Source organism: Streptomyces sp. NPDC047061 (assembly GCF_040643955.1).
In the GTDB taxonomy this organism is placed as follows: Bacteria; Actinomycetota; Actinomycetes; order Streptomycetales; family Streptomycetaceae; genus Streptomyces.
This window is the reverse complement of the sequence record NZ_JBEYVI010000002.1, coordinates 102,342-124,882: the sequence shown is the minus strand read 5'-3', so window position 1 is coordinate 124,882 and position 22,541 is coordinate 102,342. Positions and strand designations below refer to the sequence as shown.

The window sequence follows — 22,541 nt, the reverse complement described above, 5'->3', positions numbered from 1 at the left end:
GCGCGCGACGGCCGCGGCTCACTTCGCGTAGAGACCCTCGATCTCCGTCGCGAAGTCCTTCATGATCACCTCGCGGCGCAGCTTCATCGAGGGGGTCAGATGACCGGCCTCCTCGGTGAAGTCGACGGGGAGCATCTCGAAGCGGCGGATGGACTCGGGGCGGGAGACCAGCTTGTTGGCCTCGTCGACGGCGCGCTGCAGGACGGCCCGCAACTCCATGTCGTCCATGAGGAGTTCCGGCGGCACCGGGTGCTTGCCGTTCATCTGGCGCCAGTGGGTGAGCCCGTCCCGGTCGAGGGTGACGAGGGCGCTGACGTACGGCAGCCCGTCGCCGACCAGCATCACCTGGGAGATGAGGGGGTGCGAGCGCAGCCAGTTCTCCAGCGGGGCCGGGGCCACCGACTTGCCGCCGGCCGTGATCAGCATCTCCTTCTTGCGGCCGGTGATGGTGAGGTAGCCCTCGTCGTCCAGTTCGCCGAGGTCGCCGGTGGCCAGCCAGCCGTCCCGGGTGGCCGCGACGACCCCGCCGGCCGCCGGGTCCCAGTAGCCGCGCAGCACGTGGTCGCCGGCGACCAGGATCTCCCCGTCGGCGGCGATCCGGACCTTGGTGCCGGGCATCGGCCAGCCCACCGTGCCCAGGCGGGGCTTGAGCGGCGGGGTGCAGGTGGAGGCGGCGGTGGTCTCGGTCAGGCCGTAGCCCTCGTAGATCTCGATGCCGGCCCCGGCGTAGAACGCGGCGAGGCGCCGGCCCAGCGGTGAGCCGCCGCAGATGATGTGGCGGACCTTGCCGCCCATGGCGGTGCGGATACGGCGGTAGACGAGCGGGTCGTAGAAGGAACGGGCCGTCTTCAGGGCGCGGCCGGGTCCGCTGCCGGTGCCGGTCTGCTTGGCCTCCAGCGCCTCGCCGTACCGCTGGGCGACCCCGGTGGCCCGGTCGAAGACCGAGACCCGGCCGCCCGCCTCCGCCTTCGCCCGCGCGGTGTTGAAGACCTTCTCCAGCATGTACGGGATGGTCAGGAGGCAGGTCGGCCTGAAGGCGGCGAGGTCCGGGAGGAGGTCCTCGGCCTTGAGGCTGGGGGCGTGGCCGAGGCGGACCCCGGCGCGGATGCAGGCGATCGCCACCATGCGCCCGAAGACGTGGGACATGGGCAGGAAGAGGAGGATGGAGACCTCCTCGTCGTTGCGCGACTTGAAGATCGGGTAGAGGAGCTCGATCGCGTTGTCGACCTCGGCGAAGAAGTTGCCGTGCGAGAGGGCGCAGCCCTTGGGGCGGCCGGTGGTGCCCGAGGTGTAGATGAGGGTGGCGAGGGTGTCGGGCCCCAGCATGCCGCGCCGTACGCCCACTTCGGCGTCCGGCACCTGCACACCGGCTTCGGCCAGCCGGTCCACATGCCCCTTCTCCATCACCCACAGGTGCCTGAGGTCGGGCAGCCGGTCGAGTTCGGGTCCGAGCGCGGCGGCCTGCGCGCTGGACTCCGTGACCAGGGCGACGGCACCCGAGTCGTGCATGATCCAGCGGGTCTGGAAGACCGAGGAGGTCGGGTAGACCGGCACGGTCACCAGGCCGGCCGCCCAGGCGCCGAAGTCGAGGAGCGTCCACTCGTACGTCGTCCGGGCCATGATCGCGATCCGGTCGCCCGGCATCAGCCCCTCCGCGATCAGCCCCTTGGCCACCGCCAGCACCTGCGCGGCGAACTCCGCGGCCGTCACGTGCTCCCAGTCACCGTCGTCCTCCCCCGACTTGCGGCTGAGCACCACGGCGCCCGGCTCCGCCTCCGCGTTCTCGAACGGCAGGTCGGCGAGGGAGCCGTGCCGCACCGGCGGCGCGAACGGCGGTACGTACGCCTCCCGCACCACCCCGTCCAGCCGCTGGACGAGGGGCTCCACCAGGATCGGCTTCCCGTCGTAGTCCGTGGCCTGGATCGCCGCACCCGGGGCTACGGGGACGGCGTTCGGATAAGAGGACGTGGACACGGGGCGGCTCCTCGGGCGTGCAGCGGTGAACTGCTTGCTGCATGACGTACGTGCCTCGCGCACCGAGGCGTTCACCGGCACCGGCCCTCGGAAAGGGGTTACCGGCGGTTCAGGCTGGAGATCGTACGGGTCCGCTGTGGCGGGGTTGTGGGTTTTCGGGGGTTGTCCGGGGACGGGCCTGTGCAATCCCGGAGGTTACGTGAGGGTCCTTCACGTTCGGCCCGTTTCCCGGCACTTGACAGCTGTGACATAGACTTACCTACGGTAACCTTACTCCGGAGTCAGGAATCGGGCGACATGGGGGACGGACATGACGGACCGCTGTGGCACCGGCATCGAGAGGCAGCCTCTGTGATCGTCCTTGACCGCGCCCCGTCCCTCGGCCCCCTGTTCGCCCTCGGCGCGCTGCGGTCACCGTTCAAGCACCCCGCCCCCGACGTCGACCTCCCCCGCACCCGGCTCCGCCTCCCCCGCGTCCGTCCCGACCTCGCGAAGCTCGCCGCCTATGAGCGCGTCTGCGGGTTCGGCACCGGTGAGGACGGGCTGCCGATCACCTATCCGCATGTGCTCGGGTTTCCGCTGGCCATGCGGCTCATGAGTGCGCGGGACTTTCCGTTGCCGCTGCTGGGGCTGGTGCACACCTCGATCGAGATCGTGCGGCATGCCGAACTGCCCGGGGACGGGACGTACGACATGGCCGTCCACGTGGAGAGGCTGAGCCCGCACCGGCGGGGCACCGAGGCCACCGTCGTGACCGCGGTGCGGGCCGGCGAGGACGTCGTGTGGGAGTCGCGGAGCACGTATCTGGCGCGGCACCGCACGCGGCACACCGGTGAGACGGTCCGGGACGAGCCCGGGCTCCTGCCCGTCGTCGGGGAGTGGCGGATCGCCGGGGACGTCGGCCGGCGGTACGGGGCCGCCTCCGGGGACCGCAACCCCATTCACCTGCACCCGCTCACCGCCCGCCTCTTCGGCTTCCCCCGGGCCATCGCGCACGGCATGTGGACGGTGGCCCGGTGCCTCGCCGCGCACGGGGTGCCGACGGCGGCGCAGGTACGGGCGGAGTTCCGGGCACCGGTGCTCCTGCCGGGAACGGTCGAGTACGCCGCCGAGGGCGGTCGCTTTCAATTGCGGAGCGGCGACCGGGTGTATGTGGAGGGCAGCATCGGCCCACGCATTGCCCCGTGATCTACTAAAAACTCACAAAGACTGCGTTTCGCCTTTCTATGCGTATCCTGTCATGCATTTACGAAACCGCAGGTGGCAGCGGTGCGCCAAGATCCCCTCACATCGGACACCCAGCCCGTCCAAGGATCCGTGAAGGATTCCCTAATGCTGCGCCAAGAAAGCGTCCTTAGCCTCTGCTCACTTTTGTGATCCATTGCACGAAGGGCACTGAGCATGCCTCCCAGACGCGTCGCAGTAATCGCCGACTCGGACACCCGCTGGAAATGGGGGGCGTCGGTGGCCCGGCAGATCGCCCCCGAGCACGCGCTGGACGCGTACTTCCTGCGGGGCCGCTCCACCCCCACCGAACGGCAGCTCGCCGAGATCGGTATCGAGCCCGACACCCGGCGCGAGCTGCGCGCCGCCGAACTGGTCGACGACGAGGAGCTGGCGAACGCGGACATCGTCGTGCTGGCGGTCGTCGGCGGCACGGCCCTGGCACTCGTCCACAGCCTGGGGCTCGCCTGGGAGGGCCGGCTGCACCGGCCGGTCACGGTCAGCGGGTACGTCGGCGTGGTCTACGAGAAGATGGTCGACGGTCTCCTGACCCGCGCCGGCACCGATCTCGTCCTCGCCAACTCCGACCACGACGCCCGGCGGTTCCGCTCCGTCTTCGCGAGCGTGGGCGTCGACCCCGGCTCGGTCGTCGAGTGCGCGCTGCCCTTCCTCGGCGGCGCCCCCTACCGGCCCTCCTCCGACCGCCCGTTCACCGTCACCTTCGCCGCCCAGCCGTCCGTGCCCAAGGACCGCGCGTCCCGGCTCGGGCTCCTGGAGCGGGCCGCCGCCCACGCCCGCCTGCAGCCGGAGCGGCTCGTCCTGGTCAAGCTGCGCAGCCGGCCCGGCGAGCAGACCACGCACGAGGAGCGGGAGCCGTACCAGAAGCTGGTCGAGGCCCTCGCCGAACCCGCGCCCGCCAACCTCCAGCTCGTCTACGGCAACATGGCCGAGGTGCTGGACCGCACCGACCTGCTGGTCACGGTCAGCTCGACGGCCGCGCTGGAGTCGATGCACCGGCAGATACCCACCGCGATCCTCACCGACTTCGGCGTCCGCGAGGCCCACGGCAACCACTACTTCGTGCACTCCGGCTGCCTCGCCTCCTGGGACGACATCGACGCGGGCGCGCTCCCGCAGCCGGACCCGGAATGGGCGGCGGCCCAGGGCATCGGCAGGAGCGACCCGTACACCGCGGCCCGGGCCCGCATCGCCGAGCTGCGCGCAGCCGACCCGCTGCGCCCGTTGCCGCCGCTGCGCCCGTACTACACACCGCAGAACGCCGGCATCTACCTCGACGGCATCCTCCGGAACAACGGCTTCGACGAGCGGGGCCGCCCGCTGCCGGTACCGCTGGGCGGCGGCGGCCGGGGACGGGTGAAGAAGGCGGTACGGGCGGTCGCCGGGCGGGGCGCCGGGAAGCTGTACCGCGTGGGCCGTCAGCGGCTCGCGCCCGCCCTGCGCCGCTGGGGTTCCGTCTGACGGTCCGGGCCGGTCACGGCGCGGACCACGGTCACGGCGGGGACCACGGCCGGCCCTCCATCAGGTTGCCCAGACCCGCCCAGGCGAAGTTCATCAGGGTCGCCGCCGCCTGCCGTGCCGTCACTCCGGGTGTGGCGTTGGCCCAGGCCGCGAGGGACTCGGCGGCGCCCACCAGGGCCTCGGCGAGGCCCGCGACCTCGCCCTCCCCGAGGTCGGGGTCGCGGTGCGCGGCGCGGGCGGCGGTGACGATGAGCTGGGTCACGAACGCGACGATCTCCTCGCGCATCGCCGCGACCTCGGAGGCGAACCGCTCGCCGTGGGTGCGGGCCTGGATGTGCAGCACCGACCAGCCGTCGGGGTGTTCCGCGGTGTACGTGAAGAACGCCCGCAGTCCGTCCCAGAGCTGCCGGTCGGCGGGCAGTTCGCGGTCGACGCCGGTCCGGACCGCCTCGGTCAGGGCGCCGGCCTCGCGGCGGATGCACGCCGCGAACAGGTCTTCCTTCGAGTTGAGGTACAGGTACACCAACGGCTTGGAGACACCGGCGAGTTCGGCGATCTCGTCCATCGACGCGGCCATATAGCCGCGCTGGCCGAAGGTCCGCACGGCGGCGTCCAGCATCTGCTGCTCACGTACCGCGCGCGGCATCCGCTTGGTCTTGACGGTCCCCATGGGACAAAGCCTAGTTGGGGCCGGGGACCGGGGAGCCGGTCAGGAAGAGGCCTGGGCCTGCCCCGAGGCCTGGGTCTGGTCCGCCTCGTCGATCGCCGCGTCCTCCTGGCTGCGGTTGGCCTCGATGTTGGCCTTCATCCGGTCGACCCGCTGCGAGACCTGCACGGAGGCGCGGTCCCGCTCCTTGCGCAGCACGATGAAGCTGATCGGCGCCGACAGGACGAGGGAGAGCAGCAGCACCCAGAAGAAGTTGGAGTCGCCGAAGCCACGCGGGAACGCGCCGGCGTAGACGAGGCCCCAGACGACGAGGAGGCAGCCCGCGAAGATACCGAGGCGCATCAGCGTGTAGCGGAGCATCTCAATCCAGTCTTCCGATGACGAAAAAGGGCACCGTCCAGTGAAGCACGCTGCGGGGCCGATCTTGCACCGGGGTCCGGTCGGGCCGTCAGGTCAGCGGGAGCAGCATGGTGATGTCGTCGCGGTCGTCGCCGGGTGCGACGCGGACCGCGGCGGGGACCCGGCCGACCTCCTTGTATCCGCAGGAGCCGTAGAAGTTCTCCAGGCCGAGGCCGCCGCGGCAGCTGAGCCGTATGGCGTCGATGCCGTCGAAGCCGCGGGCCGCGCCGGCGGCGGCCCCGAGGAGGTCCCGTCCATAGCCCTGCCCCTGGTGCCTCGGGTGCACCATCACGGTGTACAGCCAGACCCAGTGCGTCATCAGCCGGTGCGTGTTGAAGGAGAAGAAGGCGGTGGCGGCGACCTCGCCCGCCTCGTCGTGCCCGACGAGGAGGCGGTGGCGGCCTTCGGCCATCGCAACGAGGTGCCTGACCAGCTCCGGCCGGATGTCCTCGCTGGTCACGGGGGCGACGAAGCCGACGGCCCCACCGGCGTTCGACACGTCCGTCCACAGGTTGAGGATGCCGTCGCGGAGGGCGGGGGTGATCGCGGGGTCGAGGGTGAAGGTAAGGGGCATGGGTGGATCGTATCTATTACGGCGGAGGGTGTGGAGAGACTTCTCGCCGTACGGGACGGGGCGCGTTGCCGGGTGCGGGTGCGTCGTGGCTGATCGCGCAGTTCCCCGCGCCCCTGAAGGGGCGCACTGCAGCACCCCTTCTTTGCTTTTAGGGGCGCGGGGAACTGCGCGACAAGCCCCCACCGGCCCGCACCCGACAACGCACCCGGCCCCCCTCACACCCGCATCGGCTGCGGGGACTCCCTGCGGGACGGGTCCGGGCCGTCGTACTCGCGGATGATCTCGTAGCGGGTGTTCCGTTCCACCGGGCGGAAGCCCGCGTCGCGGATGAGGTCCAGCAGGTCCTCACGGGTCAGCTTGTTCGGCGTGCCGTAGTTGTCCGCGTCGTGAGTGATCTTGTACTCGACCACCGAGCCGTCCATGTCGTCGGCCCCGTGCTGGAGCGCCAGCTGCGCCGTCTGCACCCCGTGCATGACCCAGAAGACCTTGACGTGCGGGACGTTGTCGAAGAGCAGACGGGAGACCGCGAAGGTCTTCAGGGCCTCCGCGCCGGTCGCCATCTGGGTCCGGGCCTGGAGTCGGTTCCTGACCTTCCCGTCCTTCATGTCCACGAAGTCGTGCTGGTAGCGGAGCGGGATGAAGACCTGGAAGCCGTTCGTCTCGTCCTGCAGTTCACGCAGGCGCAGGACGTGGTCCACCCGGTGCCTCGGCTCCTCGATGTGGCCGTACAGCATGGTGCACGGGGTCTTCAGACCCTTCTCGTGCGCCAGGCGGTGGATCCGGGACCAGTCCTCCCAGTGGGTGCGGTGGTCCACGATGTGCTGCCGGACCTCCCAGTCGAAGATCTCCGCACCGCCGCCGGTGAGGGACTCCAGGCCCGCGTCGATCAGCTCGTCGAGGATCTCGGAGGCGGACAGGCCGCTGATCGTCTCGAAGTGGTGGATCTCCGTGGCCGTGAAGGCCTTCAGCGAGACGTTCGGGAGGGCCGCCTTCAGTTCACGCAGCGAGCGCGGGTAGTAGCGCCACGGCAGGTTCGGGTGCAGGCCGTTGACGATGTGCAGCTCGGTGAGGTTGTCGCTCTCCATCGCCTTGGCGAGCTTCACCGCCTCCTCGATGCGCATCGTGTACGCGTCCTTCTCGCCCGGCTTGCGCTGGAACGAGCAGTACGCGCAGGACGCGGTGCACACGTTCGTCATGTTGAGGTGGCGGTTGACGTTGAAGTGGACGACGTCACCGTTCTTCCGCGTCCGCACCTCGTGGGCGAGGCCGCCGAGCCAGGCGAGGTCGTCCGACTCGTACAGCGCGATGCCGTCCTCGCGGGTCAGCCGCTCACCGGCCCTGACCTTCTCCTCCAGCTCACGCTTGAGCCCGACATCCATGCCCACACCTCTCTACGACAACTTCGACAACGGTACGTCTATGCCTCTTCGGGAAGTTCCCCGACCCGGTTCTCCCACTTCGTGGACAGCACGATCGTGGTACGGGTCCGGGAGACGCCCTTCGTCCCGGACAGCCGCCGGATGGTCTTCTCCAGGCCGTCGACGTCCGTCGAGCGCACCTTGAGCATGAAGGAGTCGTCGCCGGCGATGAACCAGCAGTCCTCGATCTCCGGCAGGTCCCGCAGCCGCTGCGCCACGTCCTCGTGGTCGGCGGCGTCGGAGAGGGAGATGCCGATGAGGGCGATGACACCGAGGCCGAGCGAGGCCGCGTTGACGGTGGCGCGGTAGCCGGTGATGACACCGGCCGCCTCCAGCCGGTTGATGCGGTCGGTGACGCTGGGTCCCGACAGTCCGACGAGGCGGCCCAGCTCCGCGTACGAGGCCCGGCCGTTCTCCCTCAGGGCCTGGATGAGCTGCCTGTCCACGGCGTCCATGCGATCGAAGCCTTCCGCTGAAAGTTCCCGAAGTGGATGAGAGGTGGTGCGGGGGTGGTGCTACTTGTTCGCGCCGCCGAGGTCGCCCTCCCAGCGGCGGTAGAGCCGGTGCCCCACACCGGCCGCGTCCAGCACCCGGCCGGCGACGAAGTCGACCAGGTCCTGGATGTGGGTCGCGCCCGCGTAGAAGGCGGGTGAGGTGGGGACGACGACCGCCCCCAGATCGTCCAGGGTGACCAGATGGCGCAGGGTCTGGCCGTTCAGCGGGGTCTCGCGGACGGCGACCACGAGGGCCCGGCGCTCCTTCAGGGTCACACTGGCCGCCCGCTGGAGCAGGTCCTTGGAGAGGCCGAGCGCGACACCGGCGACGGCGGCGGTGGACGCCGGCACGATCAGCATGCCCTTCGCCGGGTACGACCCGGAGGACGGCCCGGCGGCGAGGTCCCCGGCGCTCCAGTACCGCACCCGCGCGAGGTCCGTCCGGAAGGTCCCCGGCTTGCCGTCGGCCCCCCGTGCCAGCCATTCCCCCAGGTCCTCCTCCCAGTGCGCGTCCCGGAAGGAGATCCCGGTCTCGTCCAGCAGGGTGAGCCGCGAGGCCCGGCTGACCACCAGGTCGACGCTCTCCCCCGCGTCCAGCAGGGCCCGCAGCACAGCAGCGGCATACGGCGTTCCGGACGCCCCGGACACCCCCACGATCCAAGGCACGCGCTGCGTTTCTCCTGCGTTCACATCTTGAGCGTACCGGCGCGACCCGGCGAGTTCAGGACGGGTCCACGGTGGCCGACGGTACTCAGGCGCTCAGGCCCCGGACCAGCAGGTCCAGCAGTGCGCACACGAAGAGGGCAATGCCGATGAAGCCGTTGACGCTGAAGAAGGCGCGGTTGAGGCGGGAGAGGTCGTGCGGGCGGACGATGTTGTGCTCGTACACGAACGCGCCCGCCACGATCACGAGCCCCAGCCAGAAGAACGCGCCGGCTCCGGTCGCCAGGGCGTACCAGACGAACAGGCCGGTCACCACCGCGTGGCACACCCGGGCGCCCCAGATCGCGGCCGGGATGCCGAAGCGGGCCGGGACCGACAGGACGCCGATCTCGCGGTCGGTCTCGACGTCCTGGCAGGCGTAGATCAGGTCGAAGCCGCCGATCCAGATGCCGACCGCGAGGCCGAGGATCACCGCGTCCCAGGACCACTCGCCGGTGATCGCCAGCCAGCCGCCGATCGGGCCCATGGCCTGGGCGAGGCCGAGGATGGCCTGGGGGAAGTTCGTGAACCGCTTGCCGTAGGGGTAGACCACCATCGGGATCACGGCGATGGGGGCCAGGGCCAGGCAGAGGGGGTTCAGGAGGGCCGCCGAGCCGAGGAAGACCGCCACCGCGATCAGCGCGCCCGTCCAGGCGTGCTTCACGCTCATCGCGCCGGTGACCAGCTCGCGGTGGGCGGTGCGCGGGTTCCGGGCGTCGATCTCGCGGTCGATGATCCGGTTGACGGCCATCGCGAAGGTACGCAGGCCGACCATGCAGATCGTGACGAGGAGCAGCCGCCCCCAGTGGATGTTCCGGTCCAGCTCGAACATCGCGGTCAGCGCCGCGATGTACGCGAAGGGCAGCGCGAAGACCGAGTGCTCGATCATCACCAGCCGCAGGAAGGCCTTGGTGCGTCCCGGCTGCGGGAGCGCGGCGGATGCGGAACTCACAGTCCGTACTCCTTCCAGCGGCGGTCGACCTTCGCCGCCGTATCCGGGTCCGGCAGGACCATGTCCGGCCAGCCCCCGTCCCTCGTGTAACCCTCCTCGGGCCACTTCTTCGTCGCGTCGATGCCCGCCTTGCCGCCCCAGAACTGCTGGTAGGAGGCGTGGTCGAGGTGGTCGACCGGGCCTTCGACGATGCTGAGGTCGCGGGCGTAGTCGGTGTTGCCGAGGGCCCGCCAGGCGACCTCGTGCAGGTCGTGGACGTCGCAGTCGGAGTCGACGACCACGATCAGCTTGGTGAGGGACATCATGTGCGCCCCCCAGATCGCGTGCATGACCTTCTGCGCGTGCTTCGGGTACTTCTTGTCGATCGAGACGATCGCGCAGTTGTGGAAGCCGCCGGCCTCGGGGAGGTGGTAGTCCACGATGTCCGGGACGATGATCTTCAGGAGGGGCAGGAAGAAGCGCTCGGTGGCGCGGCCGAGGGGGCCGTCCTCCGTCGGGGGGCGGCCGACGACGATCGACTGGAGGAGCGGGCGCTTGCGCATCGTCACGCAGTCGATGGTCAGCGCCGGGAACGGCTCCTGCGGGGTGTAGAAGCCGGTGTGGTCGCCGAAGGGGCCCTCGGGGAGCATCTCGCCCGGCTCCAGCCAGCCCTCCAGGACCACCTCGGCGTTGGCGGGGACCTGGAGCGGAACGGTCTTGCAGTCGACCATCTCGATCCGCCTGCCGGCGATGAACCCGGCGAAGAGGTACTCGTCGATGTCGCCGGGGAGCGGGGCGGTGGAGGCGTAGGTGACGGCGGGCGGGCAGCCGAAGGCGATCGCGACCGGGAGCCGCTCCCCCTTGCGCGCCGCGACCTGGTAGTGGTTGCGGCTGTCCTTGTGGATCTGCCAGTGCATGCCGATGGTGCGCCGGTCGTGGCGCTGGAGCCGGTACAGGCCGAGGTTGCGGATGCCGGTCTCGGGGTCCTTGGTGTGGGTGAGCCCCAGGTTGAAGAAGGAGCCGCCGTCCTGCGGCCAGGTGAACAGCGCCGGGAGCTGGTCCAGGTCGACGTCGTCGCCGGTCAGGACGACCTCCTGGACCGGGGCGTCCCCGGACTTCACCTTCTTCGGCGGTACGTGCGCCATCGCGCCGAGCTTCCCGAACGCCTCGCGCACGCCGACGAACCCGTGCGGCAGCTCGGGGCGCAGCAGCCCGCCGATCTTCTCGGAGATCTCGCCGTACGACTTCAGGTCCAGGGCCTTCAGGAGCCGCCGGTCGGTGCCGAACACGTTCATCGCGAGGGGCATGCTCGACCCCTTCACGTTCTCGAAGAGCAGCGCCGGTCCGCCGGCCTTCTGCACCCGGTCGACGATCTCCCCGACCTCCAGATACGGGTCGACCTCGGCCTTGACACGCTTGAGGTCTCCCTCGCGCTCCAGTGCCCGGAGCAGGGAGCGAAGATCGTCGTAAGCCATGTGTCCCAGTATCGGCCACCCGGGGTCCGGGCCCGGTCACCGCCCCCTGCATACTCGTCGGCCGTGACACGTCATCGCCGGTTACCGCTGCTCGCCCTGCTCGTCGTCCTTCCGCTGGCCGCGTGTGCGCCGGCGCGGGAGGCGGGTGCCGCACCCGTCTCCCCGCTGACCCGGGTGCCGGTCGCCGACCGGAAGGCGGCCCCCGACCTGACCGGCAGCAGCCTCGACGGCAGGGCGGTCAGCCTCGCCGGGTACCGGGGCAAGGTCGTCGTGCTGAACGTCTGGGCGTCCTGGTGCGGTCCCTGCCGCGCCGAGGCACCCGAACTGTCCAAGGCGCAGCAGGAGTTGGCGGCCGAGGGGGTCCAGGTGCTCGGGGTGGACACGGACGCCCGGCGGGACAGCGGGCGCGCGTTCCAGGAGGAGCACGACCTGGTGTACCCGAGCCTGCACGACCCCGGCAGCCGCAAGCTGGTCCGGCTGCCGAAGGGGTACCGGCCGCAGGCGCTGCCGTACACCCTCTTCATCGACCGGGACGGGAAGATCGCCGCGAAGTACCTGAGCCAGGTGACGGAGGCCGACGTCCGCAGCATCACCCGGCCGCTGCTGGCGGAGTAGCGCGGCCCCGCTCCGGCTCAGCTCCCCGTGGCGTCCAGGCACTCGGCGCCGCCCCTGATCGGCGCCACCAGGTGGCTGAGGTCCACCAGCACCGCGTCGATGCCGGTCACCGAACCGGCGACGGAGACCTCCACGGCGGGGCTGCGGCCGTAGGTGACGAGCTTCCGGCGGCCGTCGGCGGCCGTCTTCCGCCACACCCAGTCGACGCCGTCCACGCTGACGCACGCGTCCGTGGTCGGCGCCGGCGGGTTCACGCCGCAGCGCAGCTCCACCGTCCCGTGCCCCCAGGCCGCGAGCCCCGCGTACGACACCCGGTCCCGGACGGCGCCCCCGAGCCGGTCGGGATACCGGTCCGCGAGCCGCCCGCACCCCGGGTCCTTCGCGAACGGCCCCTGCGCCAGCCCGAACACCGGCGAGTCCAGCTCACCGGCGACCAGTCCGGCACCGGCCAGCAGCCCGAGCACGGCCAGCCCGACGGCTGCCCGGCTCCTGCGGGACCGCCCGCTTCCCGGCACCCGCTTCCCGCGAGGCCGGGCACCCATGATCATGGCCACCGCCGGTCCCCTCCCCTCATGAGGAGAACCATGATGCCCGGCTGCCGATCCGCGGCCCCGGTCACCCGCTAGTCTGGCCGCCATGCTCAGGTATCTGCCCTACTTGCTGGTCCTCGCGCTGTGGATCTACGCCTTCGTGGACTGCCTGAACACCCCCGAGGACGAGGTCCGCGCCCTGCCGAAGCTGGCGTGGGTGTTCGTCATCCTGCTCTTCGGCGAGGTCCTGGTCGGCCCGGTGGCCTGGCTGATCGTGGGCCGGACCCGGCAGCCGCGCGAGCACTGGGTCGCACCGGACGACAACCCGGAGTTCCTGAAGTCCCTCAAGCCGGAGGACCCGCGCACCGACTGATCGGGCGGGACGGCCGGAACGTCGGCACGTGCCGTCGAAGGGACCGGGTGGTCCTGGAGCAAGGGACCGGGTGGTCCTAGAGCAGTGCCTTCACCTGCGCCGCCGTCAAAGCCCGCTGGAACACCTGGACCTGCTTGATCGAGCCGGGGAACCAGTCGGTGGGGCCGGTGGGGCCGGTGGCGCGGCCGATGGTGAGGGGGCCGGGGGCCGCGACGGGGGCGGTGTCGTTGATGCCGGCCTCCTGGGTGCCGCCGACGTAGAGGACGAGCTGGTTGCGCAGGCCCTCGTAGACGCCGACCAGGTGGGTCCAGGTCCCGGGTTCCGGGACGCTGTACGACAGGGCGCGCAGGCCGGGGCGGGCGAAGGCCCAGCGGTTCTCGGCGGGCGAGTACTGGAGGTAGAAGCCGCTCGTGTCGCCCGCGTCCTGGGCGACGGCGGTGGCGAAGGACGCCGGCCGGCCGCTCAGGCACACCCACGCCGAGACGGTGAAGGCGCGGCCCCTGCCGGTGCGGAGCACCTGCCCCCGGGTCACCACCTGGCTGGAACCGCCGTCGAACAGGGCGGTCCCGTCCTGGCCCCGGCCCCAGCCGACCGCGGTCGCGGTGCCGTCGTAGCGGCCGGTGTCGTCGGCGGCGACCGTCCCTGCGGTCTCGTCCAGCGGCCAGGCGGCGAGCGGAGAGGGCACGGAGACGGCGCCCGTGCCGGTGGAGCGCCGCGCGGAGTTCCCGTTCCCGGCCCGGCTGAGGACGTGTGCGACCGGTACGGCCCCGAGCGCGGCGACCGCGAGGACTCCCCCGGAGACGAGCAGCGCGCGGCGGCGCACGCCGTCCGGTGGCGGCGACGGGGGCGGCGGTGCCGGGTCGAGCCGGGTGACCGGGCGGGTGACGGCGGGCGCGGGGGCCGGGTTCGCGAGGCCGGCCCGGGGGTCCGCCGCCGGTCGGGCGAGAAGGGCGGTGGTGTCGGCGGCGGGGGCGACCCGGGCCAGGATCTCGCGCGGGGTGGGCCGGTCGGCCGGGTCCTTCGCCAGGCAGTGGGCGATGAGGGCGGCGAGGTCCGGATCGGTGACGGCGCCGATGTCGGGTTCGTCGTGCACCACCCGGTAGAGCAGGGCGGGGGTCGGCCCGTCGCCGAAGGGGTTGCCGCCGGTGGCCGCGTAGGTGAGGACCGCGCCGAGCGCGAACACGTCGCTCGCGCCGGTCACCTCCCCGCCCGCGACCTGCTCCGGCGACATGAACCCGGGCGAGCCGACCATGAGCCCGGCCCGGGTGATGGTGGCCGACTCGACGCTGCGGGCGATGCCGAAGTCGATGACCCGCGGCCCGTCCTCGGCGAGCAGCACGTTCGACGGCTTGAGATCCCGGTGCACCAGCTGCGCCGCGTGGATGGAGGTGAGCGCCTCGGCCAGTCCCGCGGCGAGCGCGAGCACGCTCGCGGCGGGCAGCGGCCCCTGTTCGGCCACCGCCTCCTGCAAGGAGGGCCCGGCGATGTAGCTGGTGACCAGCCACGGCAGCGGGGCGTCCGGATCGGCGTCCACGACGGGCGCCGTGAACGCGCCGCTGACCTTGCCCGCGGCCTCCACCTCGCGGCGGAAACGGGACCGGAACTCCGGCTGGCCCGCGACCAGTTCGGCGTGGACGACCTTCACGGCGACGGCCCGGCCGCCCGGCGAGCGCCCGAGGTACACCCGGCCCATCCCGCCCGCGCCGAGCCGCCTCAGCAGCTGGTACTCCCCGACGGAGCTCGGATCGCCCGGCTCCAGAGCTGCCACGATCCCTCCCGTGCCGCGTGCTCCCCAAGACGCGGTCAGCATAGGACCGGTACGCGCGGCGAATGACCAATTCCCGCCCCTGTACGACAAGTTGCCCTCCGGTCTGCCCTTCGGGGCCCCGCCCGGCTACAAATCGCACCATTTAACACGCATTGGTGAAAACATGGCGTAAGTGCGTGATGCCTGGTTCGTACGCGAAGGATCTTCCCGGAACCGTTGCCGGCAGCGTGGGAAGGGATCTCTGTGGCCGACAGCAAGGTCGAGAAGGCGAGGCGGGCCGCCGGGTCGTTCGGGCTCGTGACCCCGGTGGGCGGACGGGCGGCCGCACCGGCGCCCCCGGCCGACGAGGAGTGGGAGCTGCCCGGCGGCAGGGCCCGGGTGTACTACGGGGCGGGCCCCAAGGGCATGGTCCGGCCGGTCGTCCTGGCCGACGGGTTCAACCTGGGGCCGACCGACTTCGACTGGCTCTGGAACGGCATGGAGAACGGCCCGTTCCCGTTCGTCAGCGAACTGCGGCGCCGCGGACGCACGTTGATCCTCGTCGGGTTCGCCGAGCGCAGCGCGTCGATCCTGCGGAACGCCCGGACCATGACCGCCGCGATCACCCGGACCGTCGCCGAACAGCTGGGCGGCGCCCGGCTCCTGGTCGGCGGGTTCAGCATGGGCGGCCTCGTCGCCCGGTACACGCTGGCCCTGATGGAGACGCAGCATCTCGATCACCGGACCGGCGTCTACCTGTCGTTCGACAGCCCGCACCGGGGCGCCTGGCTGCCGATCGGCCTCCAGGCGTTCGCCCACCACCTCGCCCCGTACGACGACACCTACCTCCGGCAGATCAGTAGTCCCGCCGCCCGGCAGCTCCTCTGGCGCCACCTCGACGGCATCGACGGCACCCCCGCGGAGAGCCCGCTGCGGACCGAGTTCAGGCGGCGGCTGAACGACGTCGGCGACTGGCCCCGCATCCCCCGCGTGCTCGCCGTGTCCAGCGGCCGCGGCGACGGCACCGGCAACGGCGTCCGCGCCGGGGCGAAGACGCTCAGCTGCACCGGGCCGCTCTTCGACGGCACCCGCTTCCTCGCCCAGGCGCAGGGCGAGAAGGCGGAGTTGGCCGTGGTGGACGGCGTGCTCGGCGGGCCGCACTCGATCACCACGAGCGGCTTCCCCGAACTCGACGGCGCGCCGGGCGGCACCCTGGAGTCCTTCGGCCTCCTCGCCGACGCGCTCGCGGCGGCCGGCGAGAACACCGACCTCGCGCACCGGAGCGTGTGCTTCGTGCCGTCCGTCAGCGCGGTCTCCATCCGCGACCTGGACCAGCAGGACGACCTGTACGCCGACATCGGCGAACTCCCGCCGGAGGACTCGGACGCCGACGACTTCCTGCTCTCCTCGGGCAACGACACGCACGCCCTGATGACCGGGGAACTCGCCGAGTGGCTCCTGGACCGGCTCCCCGAGTGACCGGCCCGCTTCACCAACGCCCGAGCATCGAGCGCCCCTTCAGGGGCGCGGGGCTGTATCCGCGTGCGGCTCCGCCGCGTGGGCGCGACCAGCCACAACGGCGCCGCACACGAACGACGGCGCGGCGCTCAGCAGGGCGCGTCGGGAAGGTGGTCCCTCGCCCACTCCCCGAGCGTCTTCAGCGACGGTTCCAGCGCGGCCCCCGCGGCCGTCAGGCGGTACGCGACCCGCAGCGGCGGCCCCTCGTCGACCTCGCGCACCACGAGCCCCGCGGCCCCGAGTTCGGTGAGCCGGTCGGAGAGCATGCGCTCGCTGATGCCGGGGATGGCCCGGCGCAGGTTGGCGAAGTGCGTGGGCTGGTCCATCAGGACGGACAGGATCGGGCCGTTCCAGCGCTTGCCGAGCACTTGGAAGACGCGCGTGATGCCGGCGTCCACACCTGCGCACGCGTCCGGGTCATGAGCCTGCTCCACCGCCATGGGATCAGGGTACCGCCCCACCACGGGTGGGGGCTGAAAAAAAGTAAGCACCTGTGTTATCTATAGCTGAGTACGAATTCTCAGCCCCTCGGCCCTGCCCTGGGCCCGTGTATCCGGAGACATCTCATGGCCACCCTTCTCCACATCGACTCGTCCCTCCTCCCCGGCGGGGCCTCCTCGTCCCGTGCCGTCACCGACGCCTTCCGCACGGCCTGGCTGGCGCAGCACCCCGACGGCACCGTGATCTACCGCGACCTGGCGGCCGACCCGGTGCCGCACCTCACCGCGGCCGCCCACACCGCCGCCTTCGCCGCCCCCGACGCGCACACGCCCGAGCAGGCGGACGCCTTCGCGGCCCGGGTGCGGCTGATCGAGGAGCTGGAGCAGGCGGACGCGGTGCTGATAGGCGCCCCGATGTACAACTTCACGATCCCGTCGACGCTGAAGGCGTGGCTGGACAACGTGATCCTGTTCAACCGCACGATGGGCGAGAACCCCTCCGCCAAGGGCACCCCGGTCACCGTGGTGGCCAGCCGCGGCGGCTCGTACGCGCCGGGCACCCCGCGGGAGCCGTTCGAGTACGTCCAGAACTACCTGACCGCGCTGCTCGGCGAAGGCCTCGGCCTGGAGGTCGACTTCATCGTGCCGGAGCTGACCATGGCCCCGCAGAACCCGGCGATGGCCGAGCTCGTGCCGCTCTACGAGGCCTCCCGCGACCGCGCCCTCCAGGACGCGGCCAGCAAGGCGAAGGAGCTGGCGGACCGCCTCGCCGCGTAACCGCACCCACCGGTCTCCGGCCCCCGTTCCGGGGCCGGTTGCGGGGCCGGTTGCGGGGCCGGTTGCGGGGCCGGTTGCGGGGCCGGTTGCGGGGCCGGTTGCGCCGATCGGCCCAGCAGCAGATGCGGGTCCGGTTGCGGGCGGTTGTGATGAACGGGTTCGCACCCCCTATCAGGAGGCTTTCATGCGCATCCGTGCTCTCGCCGCCACCGGCGCCATCGCCGCCACCCTCGTCCTCACCGGCACCACCGCCGCCTACGCCGACGGCCACGGTGGCGGCGGCGCCACCGCCCACGCCGCCGCGATCGGCAGCCCGGGCGTACTGTCGGGCAACGTCGTCCAGGTACCGATCAACATCCCGATCAACGTGTGCGGCAACAGCATCAACATCATCGCCCTGTTCAACGCGACCGGCGGCAACGTCTGCATCAACCACTGACGAACCCGTCAGTTCCTGACCCGGCTGTTCGAGGGAACTTCCGGAGGCCGCCGAGCCTCCGGAACTCCCCGACTGCGTGCAGGTTGTACGCCGGTGAGCCGCCCGAAGCGGACAGTGCGCCCCTGGGCCGCACCGGGAGCGATCCCGACACTTACCTCGTATGACGACTGCTCCCGCCGGTTCCACCACCAGCATCGCGCCCGAGTACGGCGACCGGGTCATCGCCGTGGAGGCGGCGGGCTCGGAACCGATCCCCGACGCCGAACGCCACGGCAGCCCGCTCCAGTTGCTGTGGACCTGGGCCTCTCCCAACATCGAGTTCGCGACCGTCTACATCGGCGTGATCGCGGTCCTCTTCTTCGGCCTGGACTTCTGGACGGCGACCGCCGCGATCCTGCTGGGCACCGCGCTCGGCGCGGTCACCCAGGGCGTGCTGTCCCTGGACGGGCCGCGGTTCGGCGTCCCGCAGATGGTGATCGGCCGCTTCTCCTTCGGCTTCCTCGGCAACATCCTGCCCTCCGCCGCCAACGGCCTGCTCGCGGGCGTCGGCTGGTTCGCCGTGAACAGCGTGAGCGCGGCCTTCGCCCTGAACACGCTGACCGGCCTGCGCCCGCTGCCCTCCCTTCTCCTCGTCGTGGTCGCCGAGATCCTCATCGGCTTCATCGGCCACAACTTCGTGCACACCTTCGAGAAGTACGCGTTCCCGGCGCTCGCGGTGGTCTTCCTGCTGGCCGGGGTGTGGACCTTCAAGGACGCGGACCTCGGCGGGGGCGGCTCGGGCGGCGGCATCGGCGGCTTCCTGCTCGCGTTCAGCGCGGCCTGGGGCTACGCGGCCGGCTGGAACCCGTACGCCACCGACTACTCCCGCTACCTGCCGCGCACCGCGGACAAGGCGAAGACCGTCCTGTGGCCGGCCGTCGGCCTGTTCGTGTCGGTCTCGATCGTCGCCGTCATCGGCGCGGCCTCGGCGACCATCGTCGCCCCGAAGGACGCCACCCCGACGGCCGCCTTCACCGGCCACCTCCCCGGCTGGCTCGGTGACCTCGTCCTGCTCGCCATCATGCTCGGCGGCGTCTCGGCGAACGCCCTCAACGTGTACTCCGGCGCGATCTCCATCGCCTCCTTCGGCCTGAAGCTCCCCACCTGGCTCAGCCGCAGCGCCCTGGTCGTGGTGTCGGGCATCGTCGGCACGGCGGCCGCCTGGGCCTCGCTGGACGACGCGGGCGCGGCCTACGAGGCGTTCCTGCTCGTCATCGCCTACTGGGTGGCGCCCTGGCTGGGAGTCGTCCTGGTGGAGCGGTGGCTCCAGGGCCGTACGGCGACGGACGAGGAACTCTCCGCCCGCCTGGCCGACCGCTCCTTCACCAACTGGCCCGGCCTCGCCGCCCTCCTGATCGGCGTCGCGGTCTCCGTCCCGCTCTTCTCCAACCAGGAGGACTACGTGGGCTACGTCCCGAAGCACTGGCCGTCCTTCGGCGACATCACCCCCGTGGTCGGCTTCGCGGTGAGCGCGGTGCTGTACGCAGTGCTGCGCAAGCGCACCAGCGCCCCGTAGGGGCGCGGGGAACTGCGCGACCAGCCACAACGAAAGCCGCAGCCAACCGACGACCCCAAAGCGGCCCCACCCAGCGGAGCGCCTAGTCCCGCAACCGCCGCCAGATCCGGCTGCGGTGCAGCAGGAAGAGCGAGCCGATCACGGCGACCAGCTGGAGCCCCACGGCGAGCAGCCAGAACTCGTCCCGGGTCTCCAGCCGGTTCGTCAGGAACTCGAAGTTCATGCCGAAGAACCCGGTCAGGAACGACAGCGGCAGGAAGATCACCGACACGATCGCCAGCCGGTTGATCACACCGTTCTGTTCGCCCGCGACCAGCGAGCCGTAGCTGGCGAAGGCCCGGCGGGTGGCGTCCTGGAGGGACTCGATGTCCGCGAGGACCAGGCGCGCCGCCCGCTGGAACTCCTGGGCCAGCCGCTGCCGCTCCACCGGGAAGTCGGGGCTCATCATCCTGCGGGTGATCACCTCGTCGACCCCCTGGAGGTAGGGCAGCAGCGCGTGGTGCAGGACGGCGGAGTGGCGGCGCTGCTGGGACAGCCGGTAGACCTGCTCGGGGCGCCGCTCCTCGAACATGTCGTCCTCCAGCTCCTCCACCTGGAGCAGCGCCTCCACCGCGGCCCGGCGGAACGTCGAGAGCGCCTCCTGGAGCAGCAGGAACAGCGCGGCCACCGCGTCCCGCGGCCGCTCCCGCCGCACCAGTGCCGCGATGTCCCCCGCCAGGCCGGCCCTACGGCCCCAGTGGACGACCACCAGGAAGCGTTCGGAGCCCAGGGCGTGCACATGGTGGACCTGGCCGCCACGGACCACCGGCACGACGAACCCGGCGGTCTCGCCCAGGAACTCGGCCCGCGGGGATCCGTCCGGCCGGGCGAACCACTCCAGGTCCTCGTCGTCCAGCCCGAGCTGCCGGACCACCGGCTCCTGTGCCGGTCCCTCCTCCTCGGGAAGTTCGACGCCGAGGAGCAGGAACGGATCCGTGGCGAGCCGCCGGCGCGCCTCCTGCACGGAGACCTGCGTCATGCCCCCGTCCGGCACCGACACCATCGTTACGATCATCGCCCTCACCGCTGATCCCGTCGCCCACGCTCCCAGCCTGCGGGCGGCCCGCGGTGCGCGCACGTGCTGCCGCCGCCGACCAGGTGCGGGCCGTCCGGGCGAGGCGGCGGGCCGGTACGGCATGGTGCCCGGGGCCGCGGCGCCCCGCGGCGGATGCTGAGGTCTCCCCCGCTGTTCTGTCTCCCCCCTCGCAGGAGAGGCCCGTGACCGGTCCCCGCCCCCGAGTGACCCCGAGGCCGGCCTCCGTCACGGCGGGCGACGCCGTTCCCGCCCCCGGGGTCATCGGCATCGGGCTCGCCGCGGTGCTGACGTTCGCGCTGGCCCAGGGCTCATGGGAGTGGTTCGCCACCTTCATCGGGGTGACGCTGCTCGCGGTGCTCGCCGCCTTCCAGCGCCGGGCGGCCTGGACGCCGGACCTCCGTTCGCCCTACCTGCGCGGCCTGGTCGCGTACGCGCTGGTCGTCGGCCTGTGCGTGGCGATCGCCCTGGCCCCCCTGCTGCAACGGCAGGCCTGGCTGTTCCCGATGCCCGGTACCCGCGACGACTGCGAACTGACGGGCCGGTACCAGGCCCTCCAGGTGAAGGCCGCCCTGGGAGACCTGGCCGGCACCGACGGCGCCGCCCTGGCGTACGCGCAGCAGACCCAGGCCCGCAAGGCCGTCGCCGAGTGCCTGGCCGCCACGACCACCCTGTGGCTGCCGCTGTACGGGCTGGCCGTGGCCCTGCTGGTGGGAACGGCCGCCTGGTTCCGCGACCGGGCACGGACCCGCGGCCAGGCGCTCCGCTAGGCGCTCCGCTGGAAGTACCGCGACATGTCGTCTGCCGACTGCCGCGCCGTTGTGGCTGGTCGCGCAGTTCCCCGCGCCCCTTCGGGTCGCTGCCCCCGCACCACCCGGTGTGCGCAGGCCGCCGTCAGGAGTTCGCCGAGCAGGTCGGGGTCGTCGATCTCCAGGCCGAGGAGGGACTCGATGCGCTCCAGGCGCTGGTAGAGGGACTGGCGGCCGATGTGCAGGAGGGCGGCCGTGCGGGTCGGGGAGCAGCCGTGCCGCAGGTGCACCTCCAGGGTGCGGACCAGGTCGCTGGCGTGGGCCGCCTCCCAGGCCAGCAGCGGGCCGAGGGTGTGCTGGACGAGGGCGGCGAGGCGGTCGCGGTTGGCGGCGACCCCGCCCCGGGTCAGCTCCCGCTCCAGGGCGAGGGCGCGGGCCGAGGTCACCGACGGGCCCTCGGGCAGCGCCGGTTCGGCGGGCGGCACGGTGAGCGCGAGTTCCAGGGTGGTCCGGGCCGCCCGCAGCGTCTCGCTCCAGTGCAGCCAGCCGCCGGGGCCGACCGCGTGTCCGACGGCGACCGTGGCCCCCGGCTCGGCGGCACCCCGGAACGCCTCCTGCACGGCCCGCACCGGGTCGCCGGCGACCGCGGCCGGCACCGCGAGCAGCGCCAGCACGTCCCCCGGGAACGCGGCCCGCAGCGCCCCGGCCCCGCCCAGTACCCGGGCCGCCCGGTCCACCGCGCCCACGCCCCGGCTGCCGTGCAGCGAGACACCGAGGAGCCGGGCGCCGGGGCCGGGATGGAACCCGGCGAGCGCGGCCCGGGCCTCCACCTCGGGCTGGTTGAGGGCCTGCCCGTCGGCCAGGTCGGCGAGGAGCGCCGCCGCGTGGTCGTCGCCCCAGGGCCGGACGACCGTACGGCGGCCGGACAGGCCCCGGGCCACGATCGCCCGGTTGGCGGCCTCGGCGATCCGGACGAAGGGCACCACCCGGTGCAGGGCGAGCAGCGGCAGGTCGAGGCGGCAGGCCTCGTCGGTCACCTCGGGCGGCATGCTGGGCAGCGCCCGCCCGACCTCCACCGCGAGCCCGGCCGCACCGCGCGCCGCCAGCTCCCGCACGTACCGGCGGCGGACCTCGTCGCCGGCGTCGGTCAGCCCGAAGCCGTTGGTGAGGAGCAGTTCGCCGCCGTCGAGGAAGTTGGCGCCCTCGTAGACCTCGCTGGAGTGCACCCAGCGCACGGGGCGGTCGAGGGCGCCCTCCCCGGCGAGCAGTTCGGGGCGGGCCGCCCGCACGGGGTCGAGAGCCAGGACTTCGCGGAGGGTGAGTGCGGGCACGGTGACCTCCAGGGGACGGGCACGGCCGCTGACATTTCGTCCGGCCGGGGGTTGCCCG

General features: G+C 72.0%; 23 protein-coding genes. 9 read left to right on the top strand and 14 right to left on the bottom strand.

The window, feature by feature from the left end:
* Positions 1-18: 18 nt before the first annotated feature.
* The gene (locus ABZ887_RS03955) at positions 19-1,923 is read right to left on the bottom strand and encodes an AMP-binding protein (RefSeq protein ID WP_361283343.1); all 1,905 of its coding nucleotides are present in this window, start codon (positions 1,921-1,923) and stop codon (positions 19-21) included.
* A gap of 348 nt (positions 1,924-2,271) precedes the next feature.
* Here ABZ887_RS03955 and ABZ887_RS03950 point away from each other — a divergent pair, with 348 nt between their 5' ends.
* Together ABZ887_RS03950 and ABZ887_RS03945 are read left to right on the top strand one after the other, a co-directional pair.
* Positions 2,272-3,162: a MaoC/PaaZ C-terminal domain-containing protein gene (locus tag ABZ887_RS03950; RefSeq protein ID WP_361282650.1), complete on the top strand. Its 891-nt coding sequence runs from the start codon at positions 2,272-2,274 to the stop codon at positions 3,160-3,162.
* Positions 3,163-3,375: 213 nt separating this feature from the next.
* Entirely contained in the window at positions 3,376-4,677 is a 1,302-nt protein-coding gene (locus ABZ887_RS03945) for a DUF6716 putative glycosyltransferase (protein ID WP_361282648.1), read from the top strand.
* A gap of 31 nt (positions 4,678-4,708) precedes the next feature.
* On the opposite strand, the gene ABZ887_RS03940 is transcribed toward ABZ887_RS03945, so the two are convergent.
* From ABZ887_RS03940 to ABZ887_RS03905, 8 genes are all read right to left on the bottom strand, one after another.
* On the bottom strand, positions 4,709-5,347 hold the full coding sequence (locus ABZ887_RS03940) for a TetR/AcrR family transcriptional regulator (RefSeq protein WP_361282646.1): 639 nt from the start codon (positions 5,345-5,347) through the stop codon (positions 4,709-4,711).
* Between the two features lie 39 nt (positions 5,348-5,386).
* Positions 5,387-5,704, bottom strand: a complete 318-nt coding sequence (locus ABZ887_RS03935) for a DUF4229 domain-containing protein (RefSeq protein WP_361282644.1) — start codon at positions 5,702-5,704, stop codon at positions 5,387-5,389.
* An 88-nt stretch (positions 5,705-5,792) separates the two neighbouring features.
* The gene (locus ABZ887_RS03930; RefSeq protein ID WP_361282642.1) at positions 5,793-6,317 is read right to left on the bottom strand and encodes a GNAT family N-acetyltransferase; all 525 of its coding nucleotides are present in this window, start codon (positions 6,315-6,317) and stop codon (positions 5,793-5,795) included.
* A gap of 215 nt (positions 6,318-6,532) precedes the next feature.
* On the bottom strand, positions 6,533-7,696 hold the full coding sequence (mqnE, locus tag ABZ887_RS03925; RefSeq protein ID WP_361282640.1) for an aminofutalosine synthase MqnE: 1,164 nt from the start codon (positions 7,694-7,696) through the stop codon (positions 6,533-6,535).
* 38 nt (positions 7,697-7,734) lie between these two features.
* On the bottom strand, positions 7,735-8,190 hold the full coding sequence (locus ABZ887_RS03920) for an Lrp/AsnC family transcriptional regulator (RefSeq protein ID WP_089099612.1): 456 nt from the start codon (positions 8,188-8,190) through the stop codon (positions 7,735-7,737).
* A gap of 60 nt (positions 8,191-8,250) precedes the next feature.
* Positions 8,251-8,895 carry a UbiX family flavin prenyltransferase gene (locus ABZ887_RS03915; protein ID WP_361282638.1) on the bottom strand — a complete coding sequence of 215 codons (645 nt, stop codon included), beginning with the start codon at positions 8,893-8,895 and terminating at the stop codon, positions 8,251-8,253.
* Between the two features lie 85 nt (positions 8,896-8,980).
* Positions 8,981-9,883, bottom strand: coding sequence for a menaquinone biosynthesis prenyltransferase MqnP (gene mqnP, locus ABZ887_RS03910; RefSeq protein WP_361282635.1), 903 nt, complete (start codon positions 9,881-9,883; stop codon positions 8,981-8,983).
* On the bottom strand, positions 9,880-11,337 hold the full coding sequence (locus ABZ887_RS03905) for a menaquinone biosynthesis decarboxylase (protein ID WP_361282633.1): 1,458 nt from the start codon (positions 11,335-11,337) through the stop codon (positions 9,880-9,882). Before ABZ887_RS03905 ends, mqnP begins: the two co-directional genes overlap by 4 nt.
* 63 nt (positions 11,338-11,400) lie before the next feature.
* On the opposite strand from ABZ887_RS03905, the gene ABZ887_RS03900 reads away from it, so the two are divergent.
* Complete coding sequence (locus ABZ887_RS03900) at positions 11,401-11,952, top strand: TlpA disulfide reductase family protein (RefSeq protein WP_361282631.1); 552 nt, start codon at positions 11,401-11,403, stop codon at positions 11,950-11,952.
* Between the two features lie 17 nt (positions 11,953-11,969).
* Here the strand turns inward: ABZ887_RS03900 and ABZ887_RS03895 are convergent, their stop codons facing one another.
* Positions 11,970-12,500, bottom strand: coding sequence for a DUF3515 family protein (locus tag ABZ887_RS03895; protein WP_361283342.1), 531 nt, complete (start codon positions 12,498-12,500; stop codon positions 11,970-11,972).
* 88 nt (positions 12,501-12,588) lie between these two features.
* Here ABZ887_RS03895 and ABZ887_RS03890 point away from each other — a divergent pair, with 88 nt between their 5' ends.
* Positions 12,589-12,855 (top strand): PLD nuclease N-terminal domain-containing protein, encoded by a 267-nt coding sequence (locus tag ABZ887_RS03890; protein WP_361282629.1) that lies wholly within the window; start codon positions 12,589-12,591, stop codon positions 12,853-12,855.
* Between the two features lie 76 nt (positions 12,856-12,931).
* Here ABZ887_RS03890 and ABZ887_RS03885 read toward each other — a convergent pair whose 3' ends face one another.
* Positions 12,932-14,623: a protein kinase gene (locus ABZ887_RS03885; RefSeq protein ID WP_361282627.1), complete on the bottom strand. Its 1,692-nt coding sequence runs from the start codon at positions 14,621-14,623 to the stop codon at positions 12,932-12,934.
* 243 nt (positions 14,624-14,866) lie between these two features.
* Here ABZ887_RS03885 and ABZ887_RS03880 point away from each other — a divergent pair, with 243 nt between their 5' ends.
* Positions 14,867-16,081, top strand: a complete 1,215-nt coding sequence (locus tag ABZ887_RS03880; protein ID WP_361282625.1) for a hypothetical protein — start codon at positions 14,867-14,869, stop codon at positions 16,079-16,081.
* Positions 16,082-16,209: 128 nt separating this feature from the next.
* On the opposite strand, the gene ABZ887_RS03875 is transcribed toward ABZ887_RS03880, so the two are convergent.
* On the bottom strand, positions 16,210-16,560 hold the full coding sequence (locus ABZ887_RS03875; RefSeq protein WP_361282623.1) for a helix-turn-helix domain-containing protein: 351 nt from the start codon (positions 16,558-16,560) through the stop codon (positions 16,210-16,212).
* 126 nt (positions 16,561-16,686) lie between these two features.
* Between ABZ887_RS03875 and ABZ887_RS03870 the strand changes: the two genes are divergently transcribed.
* The 3 genes from ABZ887_RS03870 to ABZ887_RS03860 all read left to right on the top strand — a co-directional run bounded on the left by ABZ887_RS03870 (position 16,687) and on the right by ABZ887_RS03860 (position 19,331).
* Positions 16,687-17,337: an NAD(P)H-dependent oxidoreductase gene (locus ABZ887_RS03870; RefSeq protein WP_361282621.1), complete on the top strand. Its 651-nt coding sequence runs from the start codon at positions 16,687-16,689 to the stop codon at positions 17,335-17,337.
* A gap of 184 nt (positions 17,338-17,521) precedes the next feature.
* The gene (locus ABZ887_RS03865; protein ID WP_361282619.1) at positions 17,522-17,776 is read left to right on the top strand and encodes a chaplin; all 255 of its coding nucleotides are present in this window, start codon (positions 17,522-17,524) and stop codon (positions 17,774-17,776) included.
* A 160-nt stretch (positions 17,777-17,936) separates the two neighbouring features.
* Positions 17,937-19,331: a cytosine permease gene (locus ABZ887_RS03860; RefSeq protein ID WP_361282617.1), complete on the top strand. Its 1,395-nt coding sequence runs from the start codon at positions 17,937-17,939 to the stop codon at positions 19,329-19,331.
* 82 nt (positions 19,332-19,413) lie between these two features.
* On the opposite strand, the gene ABZ887_RS03855 is transcribed toward ABZ887_RS03860, so the two are convergent.
* The gene (locus ABZ887_RS03855; protein WP_361282615.1) at positions 19,414-20,385 is read right to left on the bottom strand and encodes a CorA family divalent cation transporter; all 972 of its coding nucleotides are present in this window, start codon (positions 20,383-20,385) and stop codon (positions 19,414-19,416) included.
* A gap of 203 nt (positions 20,386-20,588) precedes the next feature.
* Between ABZ887_RS03855 and ABZ887_RS03850 the strand changes: the two genes are divergently transcribed.
* Positions 20,589-21,173 (top strand): hypothetical protein, encoded by a 585-nt coding sequence (locus ABZ887_RS03850; RefSeq protein ID WP_361282613.1) that lies wholly within the window; start codon positions 20,589-20,591, stop codon positions 21,171-21,173.
* Here the strand turns inward: ABZ887_RS03850 and ABZ887_RS03845 are convergent.
* Positions 21,170-22,483 carry a PucR family transcriptional regulator gene (locus tag ABZ887_RS03845; RefSeq protein WP_361282611.1) on the bottom strand — a complete coding sequence of 438 codons (1,314 nt, stop codon included), beginning with the start codon at positions 22,481-22,483 and terminating at the stop codon, positions 21,170-21,172. The two genes, ABZ887_RS03850 and ABZ887_RS03845, sit on opposite strands and share 4 nt — an antisense overlap.
* Positions 22,484-22,541 lie beyond the last annotated feature (58 nt).